General features: G+C 68.9%; 19 protein-coding genes. 7 read left to right on the top strand and 12 right to left on the bottom strand.

The genetic code is table 11. From position 1 onward, the window contains the following. The first annotated feature begins 174 nt into the window (after positions 1 to 174). Together ACYCO6_RS27345 and ACYCO6_RS27340 are read left to right on the top strand one after the other, a co-directional pair. Positions 175 to 1,485 (top strand): capsule biosynthesis protein, encoded by a 1,311-nt coding sequence (locus ACYCO6_RS27345; RefSeq protein WP_459765198.1) that lies wholly within the window; start codon positions 175 to 177, stop codon positions 1,483 to 1,485. A gap of 104 nt (positions 1,486 to 1,589) precedes the next feature. Beyond that, positions 1,590 to 1,874: a hypothetical protein gene (locus tag ACYCO6_RS27340; RefSeq protein WP_459765196.1), complete on the top strand. Its 285-nt coding sequence runs from the start codon at positions 1,590 to 1,592 to the stop codon at positions 1,872 to 1,874. 36 nt (positions 1,875 to 1,910) lie between these two features. On the opposite strand, the gene ACYCO6_RS27335 is transcribed toward ACYCO6_RS27340, so the two are convergent. The 9 genes from ACYCO6_RS27335 to ACYCO6_RS27295 form a co-directional block, all read right to left on the bottom strand. Further along, complete coding sequence (locus ACYCO6_RS27335; RefSeq protein ID WP_459765194.1) at positions 1,911 to 3,032, bottom strand: glycosyltransferase; 1,122 nt, start codon at positions 3,030 to 3,032, stop codon at positions 1,911 to 1,913. Between the two features lie 831 nt (positions 3,033 to 3,863). After that, the gene (gene flbD, locus ACYCO6_RS27330; RefSeq protein ID WP_459765192.1) at positions 3,864 to 5,225 is read right to left on the bottom strand and encodes a sigma-54-dependent transcriptional regulator FlbD; all 1,362 of its coding nucleotides are present in this window, start codon (positions 5,223 to 5,225) and stop codon (positions 3,864 to 3,866) included. A gap of 89 nt (positions 5,226 to 5,314) precedes the next feature. Next, positions 5,315 to 5,647 (bottom strand): flagellar motor switch protein FliN, encoded by a 333-nt coding sequence (fliN, locus tag ACYCO6_RS27325; RefSeq protein ID WP_459765190.1) that lies wholly within the window; start codon positions 5,645 to 5,647, stop codon positions 5,315 to 5,317. Then, the gene (locus ACYCO6_RS27320) at positions 5,647 to 6,270 is read right to left on the bottom strand and encodes a FliH/SctL family protein (RefSeq protein ID WP_459765188.1); all 624 of its coding nucleotides are present in this window, start codon (positions 6,268 to 6,270) and stop codon (positions 5,647 to 5,649) included. The genes fliN and ACYCO6_RS27320 overlap by 1 nt, the downstream gene beginning before the upstream one ends. Then, on the bottom strand, positions 6,267 to 7,325 hold the full coding sequence (locus ACYCO6_RS27315; protein WP_459765186.1) for a flagellar motor switch protein FliG: 1,059 nt from the start codon (positions 7,323 to 7,325) through the stop codon (positions 6,267 to 6,269). Before ACYCO6_RS27315 ends, ACYCO6_RS27320 begins: the two co-directional genes overlap by 4 nt. A gap of 25 nt (positions 7,326 to 7,350) precedes the next feature. Then, the gene (gene fliF / locus ACYCO6_RS27310; RefSeq protein WP_459765184.1) at positions 7,351 to 8,982 is read right to left on the bottom strand and encodes a flagellar basal-body MS-ring/collar protein FliF; all 1,632 of its coding nucleotides are present in this window, start codon (positions 8,980 to 8,982) and stop codon (positions 7,351 to 7,353) included. 219 nt (positions 8,983 to 9,201) lie between these two features. After that, positions 9,202 to 9,477 (bottom strand): CtrA inhibitor SciP, encoded by a 276-nt coding sequence (gene sciP / locus ACYCO6_RS27305; RefSeq protein ID WP_007569077.1) that lies wholly within the window; start codon positions 9,475 to 9,477, stop codon positions 9,202 to 9,204. 91 nt (positions 9,478 to 9,568) lie between these two features. Continuing rightward, entirely contained in the window at positions 9,569 to 10,252 is a 684-nt protein-coding gene (locus ACYCO6_RS27300; RefSeq protein ID WP_459765181.1) for a flagellar hook assembly protein FlgD, read from the bottom strand. Positions 10,253 to 10,341: 89 nt separating this feature from the next. Continuing rightward, a complete protein-coding gene (locus tag ACYCO6_RS27295) occupies positions 10,342 to 12,126 on the bottom strand; it encodes a flagellar hook-length control protein FliK (protein WP_459765179.1) in 1,785 nt (594 codons plus the stop codon). A gap of 97 nt (positions 12,127 to 12,223) precedes the next feature. Here ACYCO6_RS27295 and mnmA point away from each other — a divergent pair, with 97 nt between their 5' ends. The 4 genes from mnmA to ACYCO6_RS27275 all read left to right on the top strand — a co-directional run bounded on the left by mnmA (position 12,224) and on the right by ACYCO6_RS27275 (position 16,515). Further along, positions 12,224 to 13,378, top strand: coding sequence for a tRNA 2-thiouridine(34) synthase MnmA (gene mnmA, locus ACYCO6_RS27290; protein WP_459765177.1), 1,155 nt, complete (start codon positions 12,224 to 12,226; stop codon positions 13,376 to 13,378). Positions 13,379 to 13,403: 25 nt separating this feature from the next. Next, positions 13,404 to 14,057: a class I SAM-dependent methyltransferase gene (locus tag ACYCO6_RS27285; RefSeq protein ID WP_459765175.1), complete on the top strand. Its 654-nt coding sequence runs from the start codon at positions 13,404 to 13,406 to the stop codon at positions 14,055 to 14,057. After that, positions 14,054 to 14,836 (top strand): TVP38/TMEM64 family protein, encoded by a 783-nt coding sequence (locus ACYCO6_RS27280; protein WP_459765173.1) that lies wholly within the window; start codon positions 14,054 to 14,056, stop codon positions 14,834 to 14,836. The genes ACYCO6_RS27285 and ACYCO6_RS27280 overlap by 4 nt, the downstream gene beginning before the upstream one ends. A 197-nt stretch (positions 14,837 to 15,033) precedes the next feature. After that, a complete protein-coding gene (locus ACYCO6_RS27275; protein ID WP_459765171.1) occupies positions 15,034 to 16,515 on the top strand; it encodes a sensor histidine kinase in 1,482 nt (493 codons plus the stop codon). Between the two features lie 64 nt (positions 16,516 to 16,579). Here the strand turns inward: ACYCO6_RS27275 and bioB are convergent, their stop codons facing one another. Together bioB and ACYCO6_RS27265 are read right to left on the bottom strand one after the other, a co-directional pair. Then, positions 16,580 to 17,584 (bottom strand): biotin synthase BioB, encoded by a 1,005-nt coding sequence (gene bioB, locus ACYCO6_RS27270; RefSeq protein ID WP_459765169.1) that lies wholly within the window; start codon positions 17,582 to 17,584, stop codon positions 16,580 to 16,582. A 79-nt stretch (positions 17,585 to 17,663) separates the two neighbouring features. Next, positions 17,664 to 18,548, bottom strand: a complete 885-nt coding sequence (locus ACYCO6_RS27265) for a fumarylacetoacetate hydrolase family protein (protein ID WP_459765167.1) — start codon at positions 18,546 to 18,548, stop codon at positions 17,664 to 17,666. Between the two features lie 407 nt (positions 18,549 to 18,955). Between ACYCO6_RS27265 and ACYCO6_RS27260 the strand changes: the two genes are divergently transcribed. Beyond that, a complete protein-coding gene (locus tag ACYCO6_RS27260) occupies positions 18,956 to 20,269 on the top strand; it encodes an OmpP1/FadL family transporter (protein WP_459765165.1) in 1,314 nt (437 codons plus the stop codon). A 224-nt stretch (positions 20,270 to 20,493) separates the two neighbouring features. Here the strand turns inward: ACYCO6_RS27260 and phaC are convergent, their stop codons facing one another. Continuing rightward, on the bottom strand, positions 20,494 to 22,335 hold the full coding sequence (gene phaC, locus ACYCO6_RS27255; RefSeq protein ID WP_459765163.1) for a class I poly(R)-hydroxyalkanoic acid synthase: 1,842 nt from the start codon (positions 22,333 to 22,335) through the stop codon (positions 20,494 to 20,496). Between the last annotated feature and the right edge of the window lie 131 nt (positions 22,336 to 22,466).

Here is a 22,466-nt window from a genome sequence, read left to right as displayed (position 1 = left end):
AGACTCTACGGCCTGATACCGGGACCGGGCTACGACGCCGTCGCCGCAGTGCGGCAGGCGGGGCGGGTGCCTTAAAAAGGGCCGAAAAGAGCGGGATTCCGGAACCGCGCACGGGCCGTCCTCCGGCCGGCGCCGCGGGAGCGGAACCGGCGCAGACCCAGGAACAAAGAGCGGATGAGCTTCGACGACGTCAAGGACGACACGCGCGAAGGCGAGATCGTGACGTTCGCCGCACCGACGATGAGCGAGCTGCGGCGGAGTGCGGAGACGATCCGGCCGGTTCCGGCGAAGCGCAACGCCCGGGCGCTGGTCGCCTCGGTTCGCGAGCGCCTGGACTGGACTCGGCTGCCGGGCCTGCGCCCGCGCGAAGAGGACACGTCGAGCTACGGCGCGCGGATCATCCGTCGCGTCGGTCTGTTCGTGCTGTTGCCGACCCTCGTGGTCGGGCTGTACCTGTTCGGCTTCGCCTCCAACCAGTACATCGCCGAGGCCCAGTTCGCGGTACGCGGCAACGTCGAGCCGATGGAGAACATCTCGCTCGGTCAATATACAAACTTGATCCAGAAGCATAACAGTCAGGACAGCTTCATCGTCCGTGACTACATCAGCAGCCAGACGATGGTCGAGGCGTTGGAGAAGAGCATCGGCATCTCCAAGATGTTCTCCCGGCCGGAAGCGGATTTCTGGGCGCGCTTCGATCCGAGTGACCCGATCGAGGACCTCACCAAGTACTGGCGCAAGCACGTCGAGGCGCATATCGACTCGATCTCGGGGGTAATCCGCCTGTCGGTGCGCGCTTTCACTCCGGAGGACGCCCTGACCATCGCCCGCGAGGTGGTGGCGCGCTCCGAGGCGCTGATCAATGACATATCCAAGCGTGCGCAGGCCGACATGGTCGCTCAGGCGCAGGCCGACGCGACGACCGCCCAGGAGCGCCTGCGCAAGGCCCATCTCGCTCTTCAGACGTTCCGCAACCAGTGGGGCGTGATCGACCCGATCAAGTCAGCCGAGGGGACGCTCACCACCCTCACGCTGTTGCGGAAGGAGAAGCTCAAGGCCGAGAACGACCTGCAGGTCCTGCGCAGCTCCAATCTCGACGAGCGCTCGCGCTCGATACAGACCCTGGTCGCGAACATCGCCGCGATCGACCAGCAGATGAAGGCGCTGCAGGACGAGATGACGAGCGCCGGCGCCGTCGCGGGCGGCCCGAACCTGACCGAGGCGCTGCTTCAATATGAGGGCCTGCTGGTCGAGCGGACCATCGCCGAGAAGCTCGAGGAATCGGCCCACATGCTGCTCGACCGCGCCCGCGTGTCGGCCAGCAAGCAGCACATCTTTCTGGCGACCTTCGTGCCGCCGGTCCTGCCGACCGACAGCCTCTATCCCGAGCGGGGCCATACCCTGCTCGTGGCGCTCTTCTGCTTCCTGGTGATCTGGAGCTCGTCCTCGCTTCTGATCGCGGGTATCCGCGACCAGAGGATGTAGCGACGGCCGTCGTGCCAGGCATCTGGATCCCACGCGCGGCGCTCTGTAGAGGGAGGTGGCCCGGGATCCGGGCGCCCCAATGGAAGAGCGAAGTCTAACGGTCCATGTCGGATTTCTCCGATCTCGTCGCGAAGGCGATCCAGCCCTCGATGACCCGGGAGGAGCGCGAGGCGGTCTACACCGTGGTGCGGCAGGCCGTGCTCCGGCTGCAGGAGCGGGAGGCGCTGCCTCCCGACGACCCGCGCGTGGCGCTCCAGCGCCATCTGGTCGAGGAGACGATTCGCGACGTGGAGGGCGACGTCGCCCGCTACGAGTCGATGCGCAAGCTCGAAGCGGCTTTCGCCGCCCAGACCGAGGCGAACAAGGCCGCCCAGAGCGGACGCCGATAGAGCCGGCCGCCCCGTTCGCGCCCGATCGCTGCACCGTCACGAAGCGGGGATCAGCCGCCCATCCCGGCCCGCGAGGAAATCTCGCTCCAAGCCGCCGATCGTCGGCTCGTGGAAGCCGAGCTTGTGCTGGAACGTGAAGGACCAGCGCGGGTCGGTGCCTGACTGCGCTACGCCGCTCAAGTTCTCCACGAAGGCGTTGAAGCGCTCTCGCTCGCGCTGGACCAGCCGAAGCGTTGTCGCGCGGACCGCCTCGGGCGGGACGGCACGCGCCTTGAGGGCGTCGACTGCCTGACGGATCTCACGCGGGTCATCCCGGGCTATGATCGTCGTGTCGGGATGAAAGAACAGGTCGCGACCGCCGCGGCTTGGTGTCGAGACGACCGGAAGGCCGGCCAACAGGTACTCCATGCTGGCATACATGGCGCCCTCGATCCGGGACAGGCACAGGCCGACATGCGCGCTCGCATAGGCGGCGTTCACGGCGGTATGGGGCAGCGGCACCAGTCGATCGCCCTCCGTCGGGTTGAGGACGCTATGCCCCGGCGGTAGGCGATCCAGGAAGGCGCGCGTGCGGATGCCACGCGTCCGCGCCGGATACTTGCCGGGGAAGAAGGTCACGTAGGCGCAGCGCGGGATGTCTCGTGCGAGGGCATGGCGTTTGTAGGGCGCTAATTGAGCATTGTAGATCGCGTCGAAAGTCCTGATCTGATCATGCAGCGGAAAGAACAGGTTCTCGTCGACGAAAATGTTGTGCGGCGCGAGTTGTACCTCGAGGCCCAGGCGCTGCAGCCGATCCTCTTCCGTTGGGGTATTCGCCAGAATGATCAGGCGGCATGCTGGATGGTCGCGACGGAAGCGGCGATATGCGACCGCGAGCGAGAGGGCCTCAAGCGGATCCTCGTGTGACCACCAGAGGGAGGCTAGCACGATGAACGGCACCGACGGAAAGCGGCGTGCGAAGTAGCGGGCCGGGCCGAACGGCGTGCCGACGATCGGGCAGGTGAAGATCGCCGGCTCGCGATGGAGAAAGGACCCGTTCGCCGCCGTATGCGGTGTCCAGCGCGTCGGCCGGATCGGCGGGAGAACTGAGGACAGCAAGCCGCCGAGACCCGCGAGCAGCGGCAGGTCGGCGTTCCGCGGCCAACGCAATGTATTCACGACATCGGACAGGCGTTGGGCCCAGCCCGCATCGCGCCATCCGATCGTAGGACCGACGGTGATCGATCGGTGCTGCGGGAACTCGGTAGTCGGCCGAGACTGTGGCTCGTTCGTGTGCAAGGAATTTAGAACTCAAATCGACGCCGAACGGCATCAATGGACAATTCGCCCCTAACAATCCGAGAGATACTCGCAATTAAATTGTTTTTCAGGTTTCGTTGGTGAAGTATTGTAGGTTTAATTCGAGTGCCGTGGAAATCGATCGGTGGCGCTTAGGTCGGGTCGACTATCGAAAACGTGATCGACGGCGCGGATCTCCTCTTTCCGCTATGCGCTGTCGGGAAGTCCTCCGAGTCATCCCTAACGCCCCAAGGCCGCCGGCGGATTGCCCCGCGGCGCCTGCCGCCTCCGTTTGGCTCGCTCGGTCGGTCCGGACCCTGCCGTCGCCGCGAGCCGCTCATCCGGAAACCGCTTCAGACCGGAGCCGATCGGCGGCTCGCGGCGCCGGTTGAAACCGGCAGGCCGCCCCGCCTGCTGTGCGTGGCGGGCGATCCACCGGCCCAAACATCTCGCCTCGCGGCAACCATGCCGGCGCGCACCTTCGAGGCGGCGTCCCCGCTCCGCGTCGACGGCCTCAGCTGCGCTTCGAGCGAGGACGCGCACGGCGCGCGTGAGCGAAGGATCGTCGTGGCCTCACGCGCGCCGTGCGGTCACCCGCTCCGGGCGCGGTCGGCAATCGGAGCTACGGCATCGCGGCGGTGTTCCCCGATCCGTACCGCGACGGGCCGGATCTCATCCGGTATCGCGACCCGGCCCAAACTCCGCTGTCGCTTACCCGCAGGCGACACTCGCGCGCACGCTGCCGGGCTCCGCCACTTCCAGGCCCGCCGAGACATACTCGTTGAGCTTGTTGCGCAGGGTCCGGATCGAGATGCCGAGGATCTTGGCCGCGTGGGTGCGGTTGCCGAGGCAATGGTCCAGGGTGTCGAGGATCAGGTCGCACTCCACCTGTGCCACGGTCCGGCCCACCAATCCGCGGGCGGCGGCCTCGGCGGCCTGTGCGGCGCGCGCCGCCGGCCCCTCCGCGGCCATCGCCTGACCGTCGGGCGAGAGGATCGCCTCCGGGCCGATTTCGTCGCCCGAGGCCAGCAGCACGGCCCGGTGCAGGGTGTTCTCCAACTCGCGCACGTTGCCGCGCCACGGGTTCTTCAGCACCAGGGCCCGCGCCTCGGCGGAGAGCGGGCGACCCGGCAGGCCGTTCACGGCGGCATATTTCTTGGCGAAATGGCCGGCGAGCTCGAGGATGTCGGCCGGGCGCTCGCGCAGGGGCGGCAGCCGCAGGGAGACGACATTGAGGCGGTAGAACAGGTCCTCGCGGAACGTGCCCTTGCGGACCTCCTCCACGAGGTTGCGGTTCGATGTGGCCAGCACGCGGATATCTACCCGCACCGGCGCCGTGCCGCCGACCCGGTCGATCACCCGCTCCTGAAGGGCGCGCAGCAGCTTCGACTGCAGGCGCACATCCATCTCGGAGATCTCGTCGAGCAGCAGCGTGCCGCCATTGGCCTCCTCGAACCGGCCGATGCGCCGGGCGACCGCGCCCGTGAAGGCGCCCTTCTCGTGACCGAACAGCTCGGATTCGAGCAGCGCCTCGGGGATCGCCGCGCAGTTCACCGAGACGAAGGGCTTTCCGGCCCGGCTGGACTTCTGGTGGACGTGGCGGGCCAGCACCTCCTTGCCTGTGCCGCTCTCGCCGGTGATCAGCACCGAGGCTTCCGAGCGTGCGACCTGCTCCGCGAGCTTGACCACACGCTCCATGGACGGGTCGCGCCAGACGAAGGCGTTTCGGTCTGAGGCGACGGCCTCCAGCACGGCGGCGATCATCTCGGGATCGGGCGGGAGCGGGATGTACTCCTTGGCGCCGGCGCGGATCGCCGCCACGGCGGCCTGCGCGTCCGCGGAGACGCCGCAGGCGACGACCGGCGTGCGGATGCGCTCCGCCTCCAGGGCGGAAACGAGGTCGCGGATCGGCAGCGAGACGTCGATCATGATCAGGTCGGCACCCCGTGCGCGCAGGACGTTGAGTCCCTGCGGAACGGCATCGGCCTGCGTCACGGACGCGCCGCGCTGCATGGCAATCTTCGAGGCGGTGATCAGCTCGCCGTTGAGCCGCCCGATCATCAGGAGCCGCATGGTTCGTCCCTCTTAAACGTCGTGGCGCAGATGCGCCGCTCAGGCGGGCGGCCGTCGCCGGCGCCCTGCCGGAAGGTCGCTCGCCCCGGTCACTCGCCCTTGACGATCTCGGTCATCGTCACCCCGAGCCGGTCCTCCACAAGGACGACCTCGCCGCGGGCGACGAGCCGGTTGTTGACGAACACGTCGATCGCCTCGCCGACCTTCCGATCGAGTTCGAGCACGGCACCGGGCGCCAGCCGGAGCAGGTCGCCGATCGGCATTCGGGCGGAGCCGAGCACCGCCGAGACCATCACGGGCACGTCGAAGAGCTGCTCCAGATCGGCCGCGGTCTTCGGGGTCGTGGGCGCATCGCGGATCGAGCCGGCCGCGTAGTCGCCGTCGTGCTCGCCGAGCTGAGGGAGGCTGAAATCGTCGGACATCAGAATTCCTTCATGGGCTCGGGGGCGAGGCCGAGGGCGTCCAGCACCGCTGCCTCGATGCGGGCGCGTTCCCGGACGACCCCACCGTCGGCCCACTCGATGCGGGCATCGCCCGCAGGCATGTCGGGATCGCCGATCACCACGAGGCGGCCCTCGTAGCCGCGCTCGCGCGCCAAGCGCTTCACCAGGGTCTCTGCCTCTTCGACGAGGCTGTCGTGGACGCGCACCACGAGGTGCGGCACGCCGCGCAGGTGCTGGAGCGCGGCACGGGCCGCCTCGCCGATGCCGGAGAGCGGGGCGGCATCCAGCGCATCGCCGGCAACCTTCCGGGCGATCAGGATCGCCACCTCGACCGCCTGCGCCTCGCGCTCGGCGTCGCGGGCATCGGCCTGGGCGATGAGGCTTGTCGCCGCGAGCGCGAGGCGGCTCATGGCATCGGCCATCCGGCCCTGGAGCTGCGCCTCGGCCTCGGCCCGCCCCTCCTGCAGGCCGCGGGCATGGGCCTCGGCCTCGGCGCGCGCGGCGGCCGCGGCGGCACGCTGCACCTCGGCGCTCGGGCGCCCGCTTCGGAAGTCAGTCTCGAACAGGAACGGCTTCGCGCTCCGGAAGGCTTGGGCGCTCAATAGACCAGCTCCTCCTCGGCGCTATTCTTGGCAATCATGATCTCGCCCTTCTCGGCGAGGTCCTTGGCGAGTTCGGTCATCTTGGCCTGGGCCTCGTCCACCTCCTTCAGGCGGACCGGCCCGAGCGAGGCCATCTCGTCCGTGAGGTTCTTGGCCGCGCGGGTCGACATCTGCTTCATGAAGAAGGCCCGGGTCGGCTCGTTGGCGCCCTTCAGGGCGCGGCACAGGGTGTCGCTGTCGATCTTGCGCATCAGGGTCTGGACGCTGCCCGGATCGAGCTTCAGCAGATCCTCGAAGGTGAACATCAGCTCACGGATACGCTTGGCCGAGCCGCGATTGGCCTGGTCGAGCGCGGCGAGGAAGCGGCCCTCCGTCTGCCGGTCGAAGGCGTTGAACACGTCGGCCATCATCTCGTGCGCGTCGCGGCGCTGGGTCTGGGCGATGGTGGAGACGAACTCGACCCGCAGGGTCTCCTCGATGTGGCGCAGGGCCTCCTTCTGGACCGTCTCCATGCGCAGCATGCGGTTCAGGACGTCGATGGCGAAGTCCTCCGGCAGGATGGTGAGCACCTTGGCGGCGTAGTCGGCCCGCACCCGCGAGAGCACCACCGCCACCGTCTGCGGGTACTCGTTGCGCAGGAACGAGGCGAGGATCTCAGGGTCGACCTGGGCGATCGAGGCCCAGACGCGCTTACCGGACGCGCCCTTGATCTCCGCCATGATCAGCGAGACCTGGTCGCTCGGGAAGATTTTGAGCAGCAGCGCCTCGGTCCGTTCGAAGTTCGACGAGATGCCGCCACTGTTGCCGAGCTTCGTCACGAACTCGATGATCAGCTTCTCGACGGTACTCGCCTCCAGCGTGCCAAGCTGGACCATCGCGTGACTGACCTTCTTGATCTCTTCCTCTTCCAGCATCTGCCAGATCGGCGCGCCTTCCTCCTCGCCGAGCATCAGGAGGAGCGCGGCGGCGCGCTGCGGGCCGGGCATTGCCGCGAAGGCATCGCCGCCCACCGTCGCGAGGCTGTTCGCCAGACCTGCTGCCGTACCTGCCGCCATCGTTCTGTCCTCGACGCCTTACGCTTCACTCTTCCTGGATCCAGGTGCGCAGCACCTCGACGGTCTCGGACGGGCTCGCCCGGACCATGTCGACCACGCGCTGGACCGTCTCGGCCTGGACTTGGCCGTTGATCTTGGCGAACTCCATCAGCCGGGCGGTCGGGTTGTCGCGGTCGATGACCGTGACCGTCGCGCCCGGGCCCGCGACCACGGACGCGTCGCCGGCGATTCCGATCCCGGGCGCGACGAGCGGCGGCGCTGCGGGCACGGGGGCGAGCACCTGGCGCACCAGCGGCCGCACGACCGTGAGGAGGACGATCAGGGTCAGCAGCGCCAGCACGGCGAGCTCGGCCATGCGCAGCACGTCCTCCTTGGTGGGCGCGAGCAGCGACTGGATCAGGCTGGGCTCGGTGAATTGCGGCACGCTCGGTGCTTCCGCGAAGCGCAGGTTCACCACCTCGATCTGGTCGCCGCGGGCCTTGTCGAAGCCCACCGCGCTGCGCACCAGCGCGGAGATCCGCTCGATCTCGGCCGGGGCCCGGGGGCTGTAGGTCTGCTTGCCGTCGGGCGCGGTCGCGTAGACCCCGTCGACCACCACGGCCACGGACAGGCGCTTGATCCGGCCGCCCTCGGCGACCTCGGTCTTGGTGACTCGGGAGATCTCGTAATTCGTGGTCTCCTCATTCTTGTTGGTCGCGTCCTTCGGGGCAGGCGCCTTCTCGGCGCCGTTGGCGCCCGGCAGCTCGTTGCCGACGCTGACTTGACCGTCGGCGTTGCTGGTGAGTGCCGATTCGGTGCGCGTCTGGGCAGAGCGCACGACACGGCTCTCGGGATCGAAGGTCTCGGAGCGGCTCTCGACCCGGTTGAGGTCGAGTTCGGCATTGACCTGGACCCGGGCCCGGCCCGGCCCGACGATGCCGGCGACCACATCCTCGACTTGGCCGCGCAGGCGCCGCTCCAGGGCGACCTGACGATCCTCGAAGCCGCTGGCGACGTCGGCGTCGGCATCCCGGGCGCCGTCGGCGAGGAGCCGTCCGCGCTCATCGACGATCGAGACCCGCTCGGGCTTCAGGCCCTCGACCGCCGACGCCGCGAGGTGGCGGATCGCCCGCACCTGGCCGGCGTCGAGATCGCCCATGAGCTTGAGCACGATCGCCGCGCTCGGGCTCTCCCGGTCGCGCTCGAACAGACGGCGCTCGGGCAGGACGAGGTGGACGCGCGCCGCCTGGACTCGGCCGATCGCCCGGATCGAGCGGGCCAGCTCACCCTCCAGCGCGCGCAGATGGTTCACGTTCTGCACGAAATTGGTGGACGAGAACGCGTCGCCCTTGTCGAAGATCTCGTAGCCGACGCCGCCCTGCACCGGCAGACCCTTGCCAGCGAGATCCATGCGCAGCCGGGCGAGATCGGCCCTGGGCGCCATGATGGTCTGGCCGGCATCTCCCTTCGCCTCGTAACGGATGCCGCGGCTGTCGAGCTCGCGGATCACGGCGGCCGAATCCTGCATCGAGAGATCGGAGAACAGCACGCCCATATCGGGACGCGAGACCCGCAGGATGATGAAGGCGAAGAAGCCGATGAGCGTCAGCGTCACCGCCGCCATGGCGGCGATTCGGGCCGGTCCGAGCTTCGTGACGAGATCGAGGACCGGCTTCACGGGTCGGTTCGCTGCACTCTGACGCTGGCGGACCCCGGTGGCCCGCTCGGCAGAAATTGCCCGGCTCGTGGTTAGCGGGGCGTTAATGCCCGGCGCCGCACGGTCACGAAGATGGGGCCGGAACGGCAAGAAGCCGCGCCCGGGCTCCGGACACGGCTTCGGCAGGCTTCTGGCTCGGGCGGCGGGGCAGGAAGCGCTCCGTCCCGGTCCCGTAGGGGTTCAGTGCCGGTAGTGCTGGATCCGGGTGGTGCGCAGGCCGGCCAGGCCGTGCTGGTCGATGGAGAACTGCCAGCTCAGGAATTCTTCGGTGGTCAGCGTGTAGCGCTTGCACGCCTCCTCGAGGCTGAGGAGGCCGCCGCGCACGGCCGCCACGACCTCGGCCTTACGCCGGATCACCCAGCGGCGGGTGCTCGGGGGCGGGAGATCCGCGATGGTCAGGGGGCTGCCGTCGGGCCCGATCACGTACTTCACTCTCGGGCGGCTCGGTTCGGTCATGATACGCTCTACACTCGACTGACCTGTCGAGCATTGAACGTACTTGCGCCCGCTTAAGAGATGTTGAAGCGAGTCACTCGGATGTGATTCGTTAAGTGCCACTTGTGGACAACCCGATGGTCTGCACGCTGGTGAGCGGCACTTTCTGGGAGCCGATCATCAGGACCGGCGTCGTTCCGCTGAGATCGACCTCGTCCACCGTGCCGGTCAGGCTGGTGTCCACCGCTACGCTGGCGCCCGTGGCGTCGGTGGCCGAGATCTTGATCGAGTAGTTGCCGTCCGCGGAGGTCATCCCCGCGGAGGTCTTGCCATTCCACGTGTAGGTCTGGCTTCCCGCGGTCAGCGACGTGGTCTGCGTGGCCACGACATTGTTCTTGGAGTCCAGAATGGTGATCACCGCCTTGGAGGCGGCCCGGGCCGGCGTCAGCGTCCAGGAAGCCGCGCCGTTGGAGAGCTGCGAGGTACTACCGTCCGCCGTGACGGTCTTGCCGATATAGCTGGTGGCCGAGGCCGAGCTCGCCGATTGCGACGCGCTCAGGATGCTGTCGAGGCGGTCGTTGGTCTTGAGCTGCTGCTCGACGCCGGCGAACTGGACCAGCTGCTGGGTGAACTGGTTGGTGTCCATCGGGTCGAGGGGATTCTGGTTCTTCAGCTGCGTGGTGAGCAGCGTCAGGAACTGCGTGAAGTTGCTCGCGATCTCGGTGGCGTTGCCGCTCGCGCTGCTGCTGGAAGCCGCGGACGTCGTGTTCGTCACGCTGGATATGCCGGATGTCATGCCGTTCTCTCCCGTGCCGCGCAGGGGCACAGCGCCTCGACGCGTGATGTCTCGCTATCGGTCCGCGATACGGGTTCTGCGCGCATCGCCTAGATTCGGATGTCGAGGCCGCCGTAGCCCCGCAGCACACGAGCCGGTGGGATGTCCTGCGGGGCTTCCGCCGAATCCCGGCTCCAACTGGCCGCGCCGCTCCGGGGGGCATCGCCCTGCTGCCCGCCTCCGCCGCCCTGAGCGCTCCCGTCGCCTCGCAGTGACAGGTTGAGGCCTCCGCCCGACGGATCGAGCCCGGCCTGGGACAGGGCTTGCTGAAGCTGGCTCGCGTCGCGCTGAAGCATGGCCAGGGTCTCGGGCCGGTCCACGACGAGGTGGGTCATGACCGTGCCGCGCGCCTTGTCGATCTCGAGCTTGACGTCGATCCGCCCCAACTCGGCCGGGTCGAGCCGGATCTGGAACTCGTTCGATCCGTTCAGCGAGCGCAGGCCGATGGCCATCGGCACCTGGCCAATGGGCACGGCCGGATCCGTCTGGATGGGCGCGGCGGTCTGCGAAGGCGCCGCAGCCGCGTGCGCGGTCGCCGTCGCGGGAGAAGACAGGGACGCGGGGGCCGTTGCGGACAGACCGCCCGGAACGGGCGTGGCCGTGCTTTGTAGCGGGCCTGCGGTCGTACCCTGACCGTTCCCCTGGCCCGCATCGGCCAGCGCGGCGAGGAAATCTTTGGTCGGCCCGCCCGAAGCCGTCGCGGCGGCGGGGTCGCCGGCGCCGGTCGGGGCAGCCTCGACGGAGGCGCCGTTCTTGCCGGCCTTATCGGGTGCCTTCGCGGCGGCGAGCGGCGTTGCACCGGCAGCCGTCCCGCCTAAGGCCGGGACTGGAGCGGCGGTCGCGGCAGAATTCTCTTGCGAGCCCGTGCCTGGCAGGCCGCGCGTCACAATCCCGGACGTGGCCGCGGTTGCTGCACCGGCCGTGGCCGAGCTCGCGGGGCCCGCGGCGGCATCCTCCTGTCCGAGGGTCGACATATCGGTCGCCGCATCGGTCGCGCGTGCCGGGCCGCCCTCGCTCAGCGCCACGAGGAGGCTGAGCAGCGCACCTGCCGGATCGGGGCTTGCGGGCTGCGTGGCGGCCTCGACCTGCTGCGGCTGCACCGCCGTCTCGGTTCGCGCCGGATCGCTGCTTGTCGTGGCCGTCGTGCCGGGCGCGGGATCCTGGGCGGCCTCTACGTCCGGAGTCTGACGGTCGGCGTGACCCGCCTTTCCGGTTTCGGTTTGGGCCTCGGATCGCGATGCCGTTTTGTGTGTCTCCGGATGGGTGGAGGGCGCGCTGGTCAGATGGGCGCCGGGGGCAGTGTGCGACCGGACCTGTGCAGGCGCGTCCGCCTGCTTGGCAACGCTTGATTGCCGGTCGTCGATCCGCGCTTGGGCCTGTACGGACGCGTCCCGCGCGCGCTCCGAGACCGCCCGTGTCGCGTCGGCCTGAACGCGCTGAACTTCCTGCCGGGCGCGCATCGCTGCGGTCTCGTCGCGCCGGCTGGCGGCGCGGGCGCGCGCCGCCGCCGCATCATCCTGGGCTCGGGCTGCGTTCAGGGCCGCACCGAAGCGATCCTGCGCCGAGTCGCCGGACCGCGCGGCGACGCCGGCCGCCTCCCAGCCTGAGCGCGTGGCCGATGAACGCCCCGCGGACGGAATCCACGTGGTGACATCCAACCGATCCGCCGCACCGCTCGCCATGCCGGACTCCTCTCTGCCGCGACCGGAGCAAGGCACGCGCCACTGAGTTGCCAGGATAAAGCTTTGACAAAAAACGAAGTTTTCTGACAACCCGATGGGCCGGCGCGGCGGAAGCTGCCTATACCCGGCAGGATCTGCCGGGCCGTCATGCACGCTCGGGATCGGCCACCCTGGAAAGGTGCCCGGACTCCCGCTATAGACAGCCCGTGCAGCCGGAAAGCTCCCGAGCAGGCGGCTGCGGACCCGTGCGATGAACGCCCTCGACCTTCCCAAGCCTCCTCACGAGACGCGTGTCGTCGTCGCCATGTCCGGCGGCGTCGATTCTTCCGTGGTCGCGGGTCTCCTGAAACGCGACGGCTTCGACGTGGTCGGCGTCACGCTCCAGCTCTACGATCACGGTGCGGCGAGCCATCGCAAGGGCGCCTGCTGCGCCGGCCAAGACATCCACGACGCCCGGGCGGCGGCCGAGCATCTCGGCATCCCGCACTACGTGCTCGACTACGAGGACCGGTTCCGCGACGAGGTCATCGAGAAGTTCGCCGAGAGCTACCTCGCCGGCGAGACGCCGATTCCCTGCGTCGAGTGCAACAGGACGGTGAAATTTCGCGATCTCCTGGGACTGGCCCGCGACCTGAATGCCGACGCGCTTGCCACCGGCCACTACGTGGCGAGCCGGGCGCTGCCGGGTGGCGGCCGGGCGCTCCATCGCGCCCTCGATCCGGCCCGGGACCAGAGCTACTTCCTCTACGCCACCACGGCGGAGCAGCTGGACTTTCTGCGCTTTCCCCTGGGCGAGATGACTAAGGCCGAGACCCGCGCGCTCGCGAAGGAACTCGGGCTGTCGCTCGCCGAGAAGCCCGACAGCCAGGACATCTGCTTCGTGCCGCAGGGCCGCTACAGCGACGTGATCGCTCGCCTGCGCCCGGACGCCGCCCGTCCGGGCGAGATCGTCGATCTTGCCGGGCACGTCCTCGGGCAGCACGACGGCATCGTGCATTACACGGTCGGCCAGCGCCGGGGCCTCGGCCTCTCGGGGCCGGAGCCGCTCTACGTGGTGCGCCTGGAGCCGGATCTGGCCCGGGTGGTGGTCGGCCCGCGCGCCGCGCTGGCGACGACCCGTATCCGCCTCTCGGACCTGAACTGGCTCGGAGAGGGACCGGCGGAAGCCGTGCGCGACCACTCCGTGGCGGTGCGCGTGCGCTCGACGCGGCCGCCGCGGCCCGCGACTCTCACCATCGGGCAGGATGGCGCGGCCGAGGTGGTGCTCGCCGAGCCTGAGGACGGCGTATCGCCGGGTCAGGCCTGCGCGATCTACGCGGATGACGGGCTCCGGGCCCGGGTGCTCGGCGGCGGCACCATACGACGCGTCGACGCGTTGTCGGCCCGGCCTCGAGAGGCCGCCTGATCTCAACTCTGGAAATGTCCGAACGATGCTGAGCGAGCCGCAGGTGGCCGGGCCGAGCACGGCCCTGATGCGCAAGGCCTATGCCCGCTGGGCGCCCGTCTATGACGTGGTCTACGACAAGCTCACCGAGCCCGCGGCCCGCGCCGCCGTGGAGGCGGCGGCCGAGCACGGCCCGCGGATCCTGGAGGCCGGCGTCGGCACCGGGCTCGCCCTCGGCTACTATCCGAAGAGCAGCTTCGTCTGTGGGGTCGATCTCTCCGAGGACATGCTGAAGCGCGCCCGCGCGAAGGTCCGGCGCCGGAACCTGTCCCATGTCCGGGGCCTCCAGGTGATGGACGTCTGCCACCTTGGGTATGCCGATTCGAGCTTCGACGCCGTGGTGGCGCAGTTCCTGATCACCCTGGTCCCCGATCCCGAGGCCGCACTGTCGGAATTCCTGCGGGTGGTCCGGCCGGGCGGCGGCATCGTGCTCGCCAACCATTTCGGCCAGAGCGACGGTCCCGTTGCCCGGGTGGAGGAGATCGTAGCGCCGCTCTGCACCAAGATCGGCTGGTCGTCGGACTTCAAGGCGACCCGGGTCGAGGCCTGGGCCCGGCGCAACGGCGTCGAAGTCATCGGGCTGAGGCCGACCTTCCCGGGCGGGTTCTTCAAGATCCTGCGGATGCGCAAGCCCGGGTGAGCGACGTCGGGCTCGCAACGGTCGCGGAGGGGCGCTGGCGACGGCTGCGGCGCTGGCTTCCGCTGGTGCTGCTGCTCGCCCTGTCGGCGATCGTGCTTGTCTCGGGCGCGGCGCAACTCCTCAGCCTGGACCGGCTGCTCGCCTCTCGGGCGTGGTTGCGCGGTTTCGTCGATGGCGGTTTCACCCGCGCCCTGGTGGTCGCCTACCTGGTCTATGTGGGGGCCGTGGTGGTGTCGGTGCCGGCCACGCTGATCCTGACCATGATCTGCGGCTTCCTGTTCGGGATCGTGCCGGGGGCGCTCACCGCCGTCAGTGCCGCCACCTCGGGAGCAGCCATCGTCTTCGCCATCGGCCGCGGCCCCGGCGCCGACCTGCTGAAGCGGATGGGCGGGACCCGTCTCGCCGCTCTGGCGGCGGGGTTCCGACGCGATGCCTTCGGGTACATCGCGGTCCTGCGCCTCCTGCCCCTGTTTCCGTTCTGGGTCACCAATCTCGCGCCCGCCGCGTTCGGCGTGAAGATGCGGGTCTTCGTCCTGGCGACCTTCCTGGGGCTCCTGCCCGGCGCCTTCGTGTATGCCACCACGGGGGCGGGGATCGAGGAGGTGGTCGCAGCCCACGAGACCGCCAAGGCGGCCTGTCTGGCAGCCGGCGGCCTCGCCTGCGACGATGCCCTGACGCTGCGCGCCCTGGTCACGCCGAAAATGATGGCGGGGTTCGCGATGCTGGCGGTCTTCGCACTGCTCAGCATAGTCCTGAGCCGGCGTGCCCGCCGCGGCTGAGATCCGTATCTTTCGGTGCCGCATGTCCTTGGGTGTCAAAGAACGCATGCAACCGCTTCTCGGCGGCTGCCGTATAGTGCTCACGATCGAGACCCTGTATTCCCGCCTCCGAATCTGTGGCTTCCAAACATGTTCACCGCGAAGGCCGCGAGCGGCTCGAGCAACCGAGACCCTCGCCCTGCCGGCCAAAATCCGCGATGCCGGCGCGGGGCGTGACCGGCATGGCCGTCGAATCCGAGACGGCTGCGGCGCCGGTCTCCCCGGTCTCCGCCTCCGGGCGTGACGGGCCCGATCGCCGCGCCGCGCGCCTCGGCCTGTCGGGCCGGCTGTTCCTCGTCACCGTCGCCTTCGTGGTGGTCGCCGAGGTGCTGACCTACGTGCCGGCGGTGGCCAATTACCGGATCGAGTGGATGTCCGATCGCCTCGCGGCCGCCCAGGTCGCGGCCCTCGTCCTCGACGGCAGGACCGGCGAGCCGGTCTCGGAGGCGCTGGAGAGCCGGTTGCTCGCGGGCGTCAACGCCCGCGCCATCGCGGTCCGCGGCGGCGGGGCGCAACGCCTGCTCGCCATCGAGCCGATGCCGGAACAGGTCGCCGGCACGGTCGACCTGCGCACGGTCACGGCCCTGTCGGCGATCTCGGGCGCCTGGCGCACCCTGGTGGCTCCGGTGCGCGAGCCGATCCGCGTGGTCGGGGAGGGGGGGATCGGCTTCGAGCGGGTCGAGATCCTGCTCGACGAAGCGCCCTTGCGCACCGCGATGATCGACTACGCCCTGCGGCTCCTGGTCTCCTCGCTGATCATCGCGGCCTCGGCGGCCGGTCTGGTCTTCGTGGTTCTGCAGGTGCTGATCGTGCGCCCGGTTCGGCGGCTCGCCACCAGCATCACGGCCTTCGCCGACAGCCCGGAGGATGCCGGCCGGATCATCGCGCCGTCGCAACGCAGCGATGAGATCGGCCAGGCCGAGCGGGCGCTCGGCCGGATGCAGCGCAGCCTCGCCGAGCAACTCCGCCAGAAGCGGCGGCTGGCCGAGTTGGGGCTCGCCGTGAGCAAGATCAGCCATGAACTGCGCAACCTGCTCACGGGTGCGCAACTGCTTGGCGACCGCCTGGAGAGCACTGCCGACCCGACGGTGCAACGGGTCGCCCCTCGGCTGGTGGGGACGCTCGCCCGGGCAATCCGGTTCTGCGAGGCGACCCTCGCCTACGGGCGCGTCTCAGAGCGGGCTCCGCGCCTGGCGAGCACGCCGCTGGCGCCGATTCTCTCCGAGCTTCCGGATCTCGCCGCCCTCGCGGCGCATCCCGTCTCCGTACAGGTCGCGGCGGGCGACCTCCGCGTGCAGGCGGACCCGGAGCAACTCGCGCGGGCCCTGGCCAACCTCGTGCGCAACGCCGTGCAGGCGCTCGACGGGGCCAAGGTCGAGGGGGCCGAGGTGCGGGTCGCGGCCAGCCGCGATGAGCCGGGCCGGGTGACGATCCTGGTCGCCGATAACGGGCCCGGTCTGCCGGCGCGCGCCCGGGAAAACCTGTTCGCCCCATTCCAGGGGTCCATGCGCTCCGGCGGCACTGGATTGGGCCTGCCCATCGCCGCCGAGCTGATCGGCATCAACGGCGGAACCCTGAGCCTCGATGAGGGGGAGAGTGGAGCGCGCTTCCGGATCGTGCTGCCGGAAGGCCAGCCCTAGTCCACGCGCGTCGCGCAAAGGCCGCCGGACACCGAGGCCCGGACGGCCTCTCCGGCCAAGAATCTCACTCGGCAGCCGCCCGCGGCTCTGCCTCCATGGGAACCCTGATGCCGAGATCGGCCAGCAGCACGGCGTCGTCGTCCTGCCCGTTATTGGCCGTCGTCAGCAGCCGCTCGCCGTAGAAGATCGAGTTGGCGCCGGCCAGGAAGCATAGCACCTGCGCCTCGCGGGTGAGGCCCTTGCGGCCCGCGCTCAATCGGACCCGGGCGCGCGGCATCACGATCCGCGCGGTGGCGCACATACGCACGAGGTCGAACGGATCGACGGCCGGCTGGTCTTCCAGCGGCGTTCCTGGCACGGCCACCAGCGCGTTGATCGGCACGCTCTCGGGATGCGGCGCATGGTTAGCCAGGACCTGGAGCATCGCGGCCCGGTCGGTGACACCCTCGCCCATGCCGACGATGCCGCCGCAGCACACGCCGATCCCGGCCGAGCGGACGTTCTCGAGGGTCCGGAGCCGCTCGTCGTAGGTCCGGGTGGAGATGATGTCGCCGTAGAAATCCGGGCCGGTATCCAGGTTGTGGTTGTAGGCGGTGAGCCCGGCCTCGGCGAGGCGCCCGGCCTGGGAGGGCGTGAGCATGCCGAGCGTGACGCAGGCCTCCATGCCGAGCCCGCGCACCCCGCGAACCATGGCGAGCACCGCGTCGAATTCCGGGCCGTCCTTGGGTTGGCGCCACGCCGCGCCCATACAGAAGCGCTGGGCACCGGCCGCCTTGGCGGCGGCGGCCTCGGCCAGGACCGTCTCCACCGCCATCAGCCGCTCGCGCGCGACGCCGGCACCCTTGTGATGGGCCGATTGGGGACAGTAGGCGCAATCCTCCGGACAGCCGCCGGTCTTGATCGACAAGAGCGAGGCGCGCTGGATATCGGCCGGATCGTTGTAGCGGCGGTGCACCTGCGCGGCCCGGAACACCAGGTCCATCAGCGGCAGGTCGTGGATCGCGCGGATCTCGTCCACGCTCCAGTCGTGGCGGATGTCTGTCGCGTGCGGGTCGGCAGCTTGGCTCATGGTGCCCTTGAGTGGCATCGGCGACGAAAAATCAAGCGTCCTGCGCGCCTCCGCCGGCCGACGGAGGCAGCGCGTCGGTTCAGTGCGTCGGCTCGCCGGCCGAGACCTTGGCGGTCCAGTCGTCGAAGGCGATCACCTTCTGGCGCTGCTCGCCCAGGCGGTCGATGCGCAGGACCATCTCGTCGCCGGGCTTCAGGTAGCGTGGCGGCTTCATGCCGAGGCCGACGCCGGGCGGGGTGCCGGTGGTGATCACGTCGCCGGGCTCCAGCAGCATGAAATGCGACGTGTAGGCGACAAGCTGGGGCACGTCGAAGATCATCGTTGCGGTCGTGCCGGTCTGGCGGCGCTCGCCGTTCACGTCGAGGCTCATGGCGAGATTCTTCAGGTCGGGGATCTCGTCGAGGGTCACCAGCCAGGGGCCGAGCGGCCCGAAGGTCGGCGCGCTCTTGCCCTTGGTCCAGGTCGGCCCCCGATTCATCTGCCACTCGCGCTCGGAGACGTCGTTGCAGATGCAGGCACCCGCCACGTAGTTCAGCGCCTCGTTGGCGTGGACGTAGCTCGCGCGGCTGCCGATCACCACGGCGAGTTCCACCTCCCAATCGGTGCTGGACGAGCTCTTGGGGATGATCACCGTGTCGTTCGGCCCGCACAGGCTGGACGGCGCCTTGTTGAAGATGATGGGCTCCGCGGGAATCGGCGATCCGGTCTCGGCGGCGTGGTCGGCAAAGTTGAGGCCGATCGCCACCACGTTGCGGGTGCCCCCGACGCAGGGCCCCAGCCGCACGTCCGGCGGCAGCTTCGGCAGCGTCTCGGGATCCAGGGCGCGCAGCCGCGCCAGGGACTCGGGCGAGAGCGCGGGCCCGGCGATGTCGCGCACGATGCCCGAAAGGTCGCGCAAGCCCCCGTTCGCATCCACGAGTCCGGGCTTCTCGTCGCCGCTCGGGCCGTGCCGGAAGAGCTTCATCGCCGCGCTCCTAATCCTTCCCTGAATCCGGTCTGCGCCGGATGCCGGGACCATGGCCGGGTGCCGACGCGGGCGCAAGCGCGCTTGCGTCGGCTTCGTGGTCCGCAGGTGTCGCAATCGAGCAACATGCCTGCGGGAAAGTGCATATTCCATTCGATCATGATTTATTATTCATAGAGTAGGGTTGCTGATCCAATGTAGAATTCATGCTGCCAATCCGTCTCTACGTGATGCAGAACCAGTAACATACGCGCAGAATTCAGAAAATCGATTGCTGCTATCCTTTGGGTCAGGGCCGTAGATCGATATTGCGCACGGGCCCGTCGAACCTGCACCATGCGCGCAACGGCGTCGTATCGGCTGACGGATAATTCGCGGCGCCGAAAGCGTGGGTTTGGGGGAAGCAGATGGGTGGGACGGTGCGCGCGGCGATGCTCGCGGCCACGGCGGCAATCCTCGGGGTCGGGGAAGCGCGGGCGGGCGCCTTCGGAATCCGGGAGCAGAGTACCGAGGCGCAAGGCCTCGCCTTCGCGGGTGCGGCGGCCGGCTCTGGCGGCGTCTCGTCGATGTTCTGGAACCCCGCGGTCATCACCATGAACCCGGGCTTCGTGGCGGAGCAGAACTTCACCTATATCGGCCTGTCCTCCGAGATCCGGCCGGATCTCGGCACCAATCCGGGCTTCGCGCGTCTGGGCGGCTCCGGTGATATCGGCCAGGGTGCCGTGGTGCCGGCGGGGGCCACTTCGTACCAGCTCAACGACCGGCTCTGGCTCGGCCTCTCCACGGGGGCTCCCTTCGGCCTCATAACCAAGCCGCATCAGGTCTGGGCCGGTGAAGTCTACGGGCGCTCGTCCCGCATCTTCTCCCTGGCGATCAACCCGGTCCTGGGATTCAAGGTCAACGAGTGGCTCTCGATCGCCGCCGGTCCCAACATCGAGTATTTCCGCCTGACCCTGCGTCAGGCCCTGCCGATCCCCGGGAGCCTGCCGACCTCCTATCCGAGCTCGTTCCTCAAAGGCGAATCGTGGGGGGCTGGCTTCACCGCGGGTGCGACGCTGACGCCCCGTGACGGGACCGTCCTGGGCATCGGCTACCGCTCCTCAGTGCATCACGAGATCGATGGGTCGATCGGGGTGCCGCTGCTCGCCCTGGCCCCGCTGGCCGGCCAAGTCCGCGCGAAGCTCAACACCCCGGACAAGCTGAGCGTGGGCCTGACCCAGGCGATCACGCCGGTGGCGCGGGTCAATCTCAGCTTCGAGTGGGACAACTGGTCGAGGCTCGGCACGATCGGCATCGTGTCGAAGACCCTCGGCGTGCCAGTGAACTCCCTGCCGCTGAACTACAAGGACGGGTTTCTCTACTCGATCGGTGCCGAGTACGACGCGAGTCCGAACCTAACGCTGCGGACCGGCTTCGGCTACGAGACCTCGCCCATCGACTTCCGGAACCGCTCGGTGCGGCTGCCGGACGGCGACCGCTACATCGCCTCGGTGGGCGCCAGCTACCGCTGGAACGAGCGCCTGACCCTGAACTTCGCCTATTCGCACTTGTTCCTCGACCGGTCGCGGATCCTCGCCGGGATCGGGCGCGACTACAACGTCGGCAACATCGCCTTCGCCGGCGTGGTCGATTCGAGCGCCGATATCGTCTCGGTGGGCTTCCGCTACGTGTTCGGTGCCCCGCCGGCCCCGGCTCCGGCGCCGCTGGTCCGGAAGTATTGAGGGCTGGCTCGAACCTGCCGTGCCGAGCGCGCGCCGTTCGGAAGCGACGGACCTCCGATCCACCCCCATCCTGAGGCGGGCGCCTCAGGATGGGGGTGGGACATCCCGCGTCAGACGGATTTAGAGACCGTTCCGAGCAGCGACCGGTTTCCGCGCCCGCCCCGGCGTGCGCGCCGCTTCTCTCAGCCGGACTCGCCCACGCCGATCTCGAAAGCGGAGGCGCGTCAGGCGCGCATCCGTACATATGTCCCGGGCGCGGGGCCGAGCGACGGGAGCGCATCGCCGCCGGGCTTCCGGGCCGGCACCCGGTCGGGCGCCTGCGCCTCGATCCACTGGAACCAGTAGGGCCACCACGATCCCTTGGTTTCGACGGCCGCCGCAATCCACGAGTCCAGCGTCCCCTTCACGGGGCCGCCAGTCCAGTAGCCGTATTTCGGCTTGGAGGGCGGGTTGATGACGCCGGCGATGTGCCCCGAACCCGCGAGCACGAAATCGACCTTGCCGCCGAAGGCCTTGGAACCCTCGAAGACCGAGAGCGCCGGCGCGATGTGATCCTCGCGGGTGGCGAGATTGAAGATCGGCACCTGCACCTTCTTGAGGTCGAGGCGGACGTTGCCGAGCACCATCCGGCCCTGCGCCAGCGTGTTGTTGAGGTAGCAATTGCGCAGGTAGAAGGAGTGATTGGCCGCCGGCATCCGGGTAGCGTCGGAATTCCAGTACAGCAGATCGAAAGCCGAGGGTGCCTTGCCCTTGATGTAGTTGTTCACGACATAGGGCCAGATCAGATCGTTCGGCCGCAGCATGTTGAAGGCGTTGGCCATCCTGGCGCCCTCGAGGTAGCCCTGCGTGGCCATGCGCGTCTCGATCTGGCGAATCTGCTCCTCGTCGGCGAAGACCTTCAGGTCGCCCGCATGGGTGAAGTCGACCTGGGTGGTCAGCAGCGTCGCGCTCTTGATCCTCCGGTTCCCGGTGGCCGCCTGCATGGCGAGCGTCACGGCGAGCAGCGTGCCGCCCACGCAATAGCCGGCCGCCGTCACCTCACTCTCGCCGGTGGCGACGCCGATCGCGTCGATGGCCGCCTCGATTCCCTCGCGCATGTAGGACTCGAAGTCCTTGTCGGCGTGCCGCGCGTCGGGATTCACCCAGGAAATGCAGAAAACCGTCAGTCCCTGATCGACCATCCACTTCAGGAAGCTTTTCTGGGGATTGAGGTCGAGGATGTAGAACTTGTTGATCCAGGGGGGCACCATCAGGAACGGGCGCTTGAGCACGCTCTCGGTGGTGGGCGCGTACTGGATCAGCTCGATCAGGTCGTTGCGGAACACCACCTCGCCGGGGGTGACCGCCATGTTGCGCCCGACCTCGAACCCGCTCGGATCCGTCTGGCGCACGCGCAACTGGCCGCCGCCGGCCTCCAGATCCTCCTCGTACATCTTCAGGCCGCGGACGAGGTTGGCGCCGCTCTCCTCCAGGGTGTGACGGATCAGCTCCGGGTTGGTCGGCAGGAAGTTTGAGGGCGAGAGCATGCTGGTGAGCTGGCGCAGGTAGAACTGCGCCTTGTGGCGCGTATGCGCGTCGAGCCCCTCGGCCTCGTCGACGAGGCTCTCGGCCCAGCGGGTGGCGAGCAGGTAGGCCTGCTTGATGAAGTCGAAATACGGGTTCGTCGACCACTCGGCATGAGCGAAGCGTGCGTCCCGGGCCTCGGGCAGCGCCACCGGATCGGCCGGCTGGCCCTGGAGGCGCAGGTAGGTGGACCCCCAGAGCGACAGGAAGGCCTGCGACAGGCGGGCCTGGGCCTCGGCGCTTCGCTTCGGGTCCGCGAGCCACGTCTCGGCCACCTGTCCGAGAACCTTCACCGCCTCGCTCACCTCATCGGAGGGCCCGGCGGCCGGGGCTTCGGGCTTGAGAAAGCGGGCGACGTTGCGGCCCAGCGCCTCCACGAACTGTCCGGCATTGCGCGACAGCGCCTCGACGTCCGGCAATGGCGGAGTCATGCCGTCCGGCATCGCGCCGTTGGGGACCGGCTTCGAAGGAGCGGTCTGGTCCGGCGCCTGCGGGCTCGTCACGCGTGCCTCCCTCCATTTTTGATCGATAGACCCGATCGTGCGGGCCTCGTTTCCGACAAAATAAGGAGCGAGCCAGAGTTTTCGCCAGCCCGGCCGCGAACCTCATCGAAACATCCGGCCGATCTTCTCAT

Source organism: Methylobacterium sp. CM6257 (assembly GCF_054611515.1).
This window is presented reverse-complemented; position numbering and strand designations above follow the sequence as displayed.

What these genes read in the sequence shown, in the direction of transcription:
- ACYCO6_RS27265 (WP_459765167.1), bottom strand. Translation starts at nt 18,548, where the DNA reads ATGAAGCTCTTCCGGCACGGCCCGAGCGGCGACGAGAAGCCCGGACTC.
- ACYCO6_RS27340 (WP_459765196.1), top strand. Translation starts at nt 1,590, where the DNA reads ATGTCGGATTTCTCCGATCTCGTCGCGAAGGCGATCCAGCCCTCGATG.
- ACYCO6_RS27300 (WP_459765181.1), bottom strand. Translation starts at nt 10,252, where the DNA reads ATGACATCCGGCATATCCAGCGTGACGAACACGACGTCCGCGGCTTCC.
- sciP (WP_007569077.1), bottom strand. Translation starts at nt 9,477, where the DNA reads ATGACCGAACCGAGCCGCCCGAGAGTGAAGTACGTGATCGGGCCCGAC.
- fliN (WP_459765190.1), bottom strand. Translation starts at nt 5,647, where the DNA reads ATGTCCGACGATTTCAGCCTCCCTCAGCTCGGCGAGCACGACGGCGAC.
- mnmA (WP_459765177.1), top strand. Translation starts at nt 12,224, where the DNA reads ATGAACGCCCTCGACCTTCCCAAGCCTCCTCACGAGACGCGTGTCGTC.
- bioB (WP_459765169.1), bottom strand. Translation starts at nt 17,584, where the DNA reads ATGAGCCAAGCTGCCGACCCGCACGCGACAGACATCCGCCACGACTGG.
- ACYCO6_RS27285 (WP_459765175.1), top strand. Translation starts at nt 13,404, where the DNA reads ATGCTGAGCGAGCCGCAGGTGGCCGGGCCGAGCACGGCCCTGATGCGC.
- ACYCO6_RS27260 (WP_459765165.1), top strand. Translation starts at nt 18,956, where the DNA reads ATGGGTGGGACGGTGCGCGCGGCGATGCTCGCGGCCACGGCGGCAATC.
- ACYCO6_RS27275 (WP_459765171.1), top strand. Translation starts at nt 15,034, where the DNA reads ATGCCGGCGCGGGGCGTGACCGGCATGGCCGTCGAATCCGAGACGGCT.
- ACYCO6_RS27345 (WP_459765198.1), top strand. Translation starts at nt 175, where the DNA reads ATGAGCTTCGACGACGTCAAGGACGACACGCGCGAAGGCGAGATCGTG.
- flbD (WP_459765192.1), bottom strand. Translation starts at nt 5,225, where the DNA reads ATGCGGCTCCTGATGATCGGGCGGCTCAACGGCGAGCTGATCACCGCC.
- ACYCO6_RS27315 (WP_459765186.1), bottom strand. Translation starts at nt 7,325, where the DNA reads ATGGCGGCAGGTACGGCAGCAGGTCTGGCGAACAGCCTCGCGACGGTG.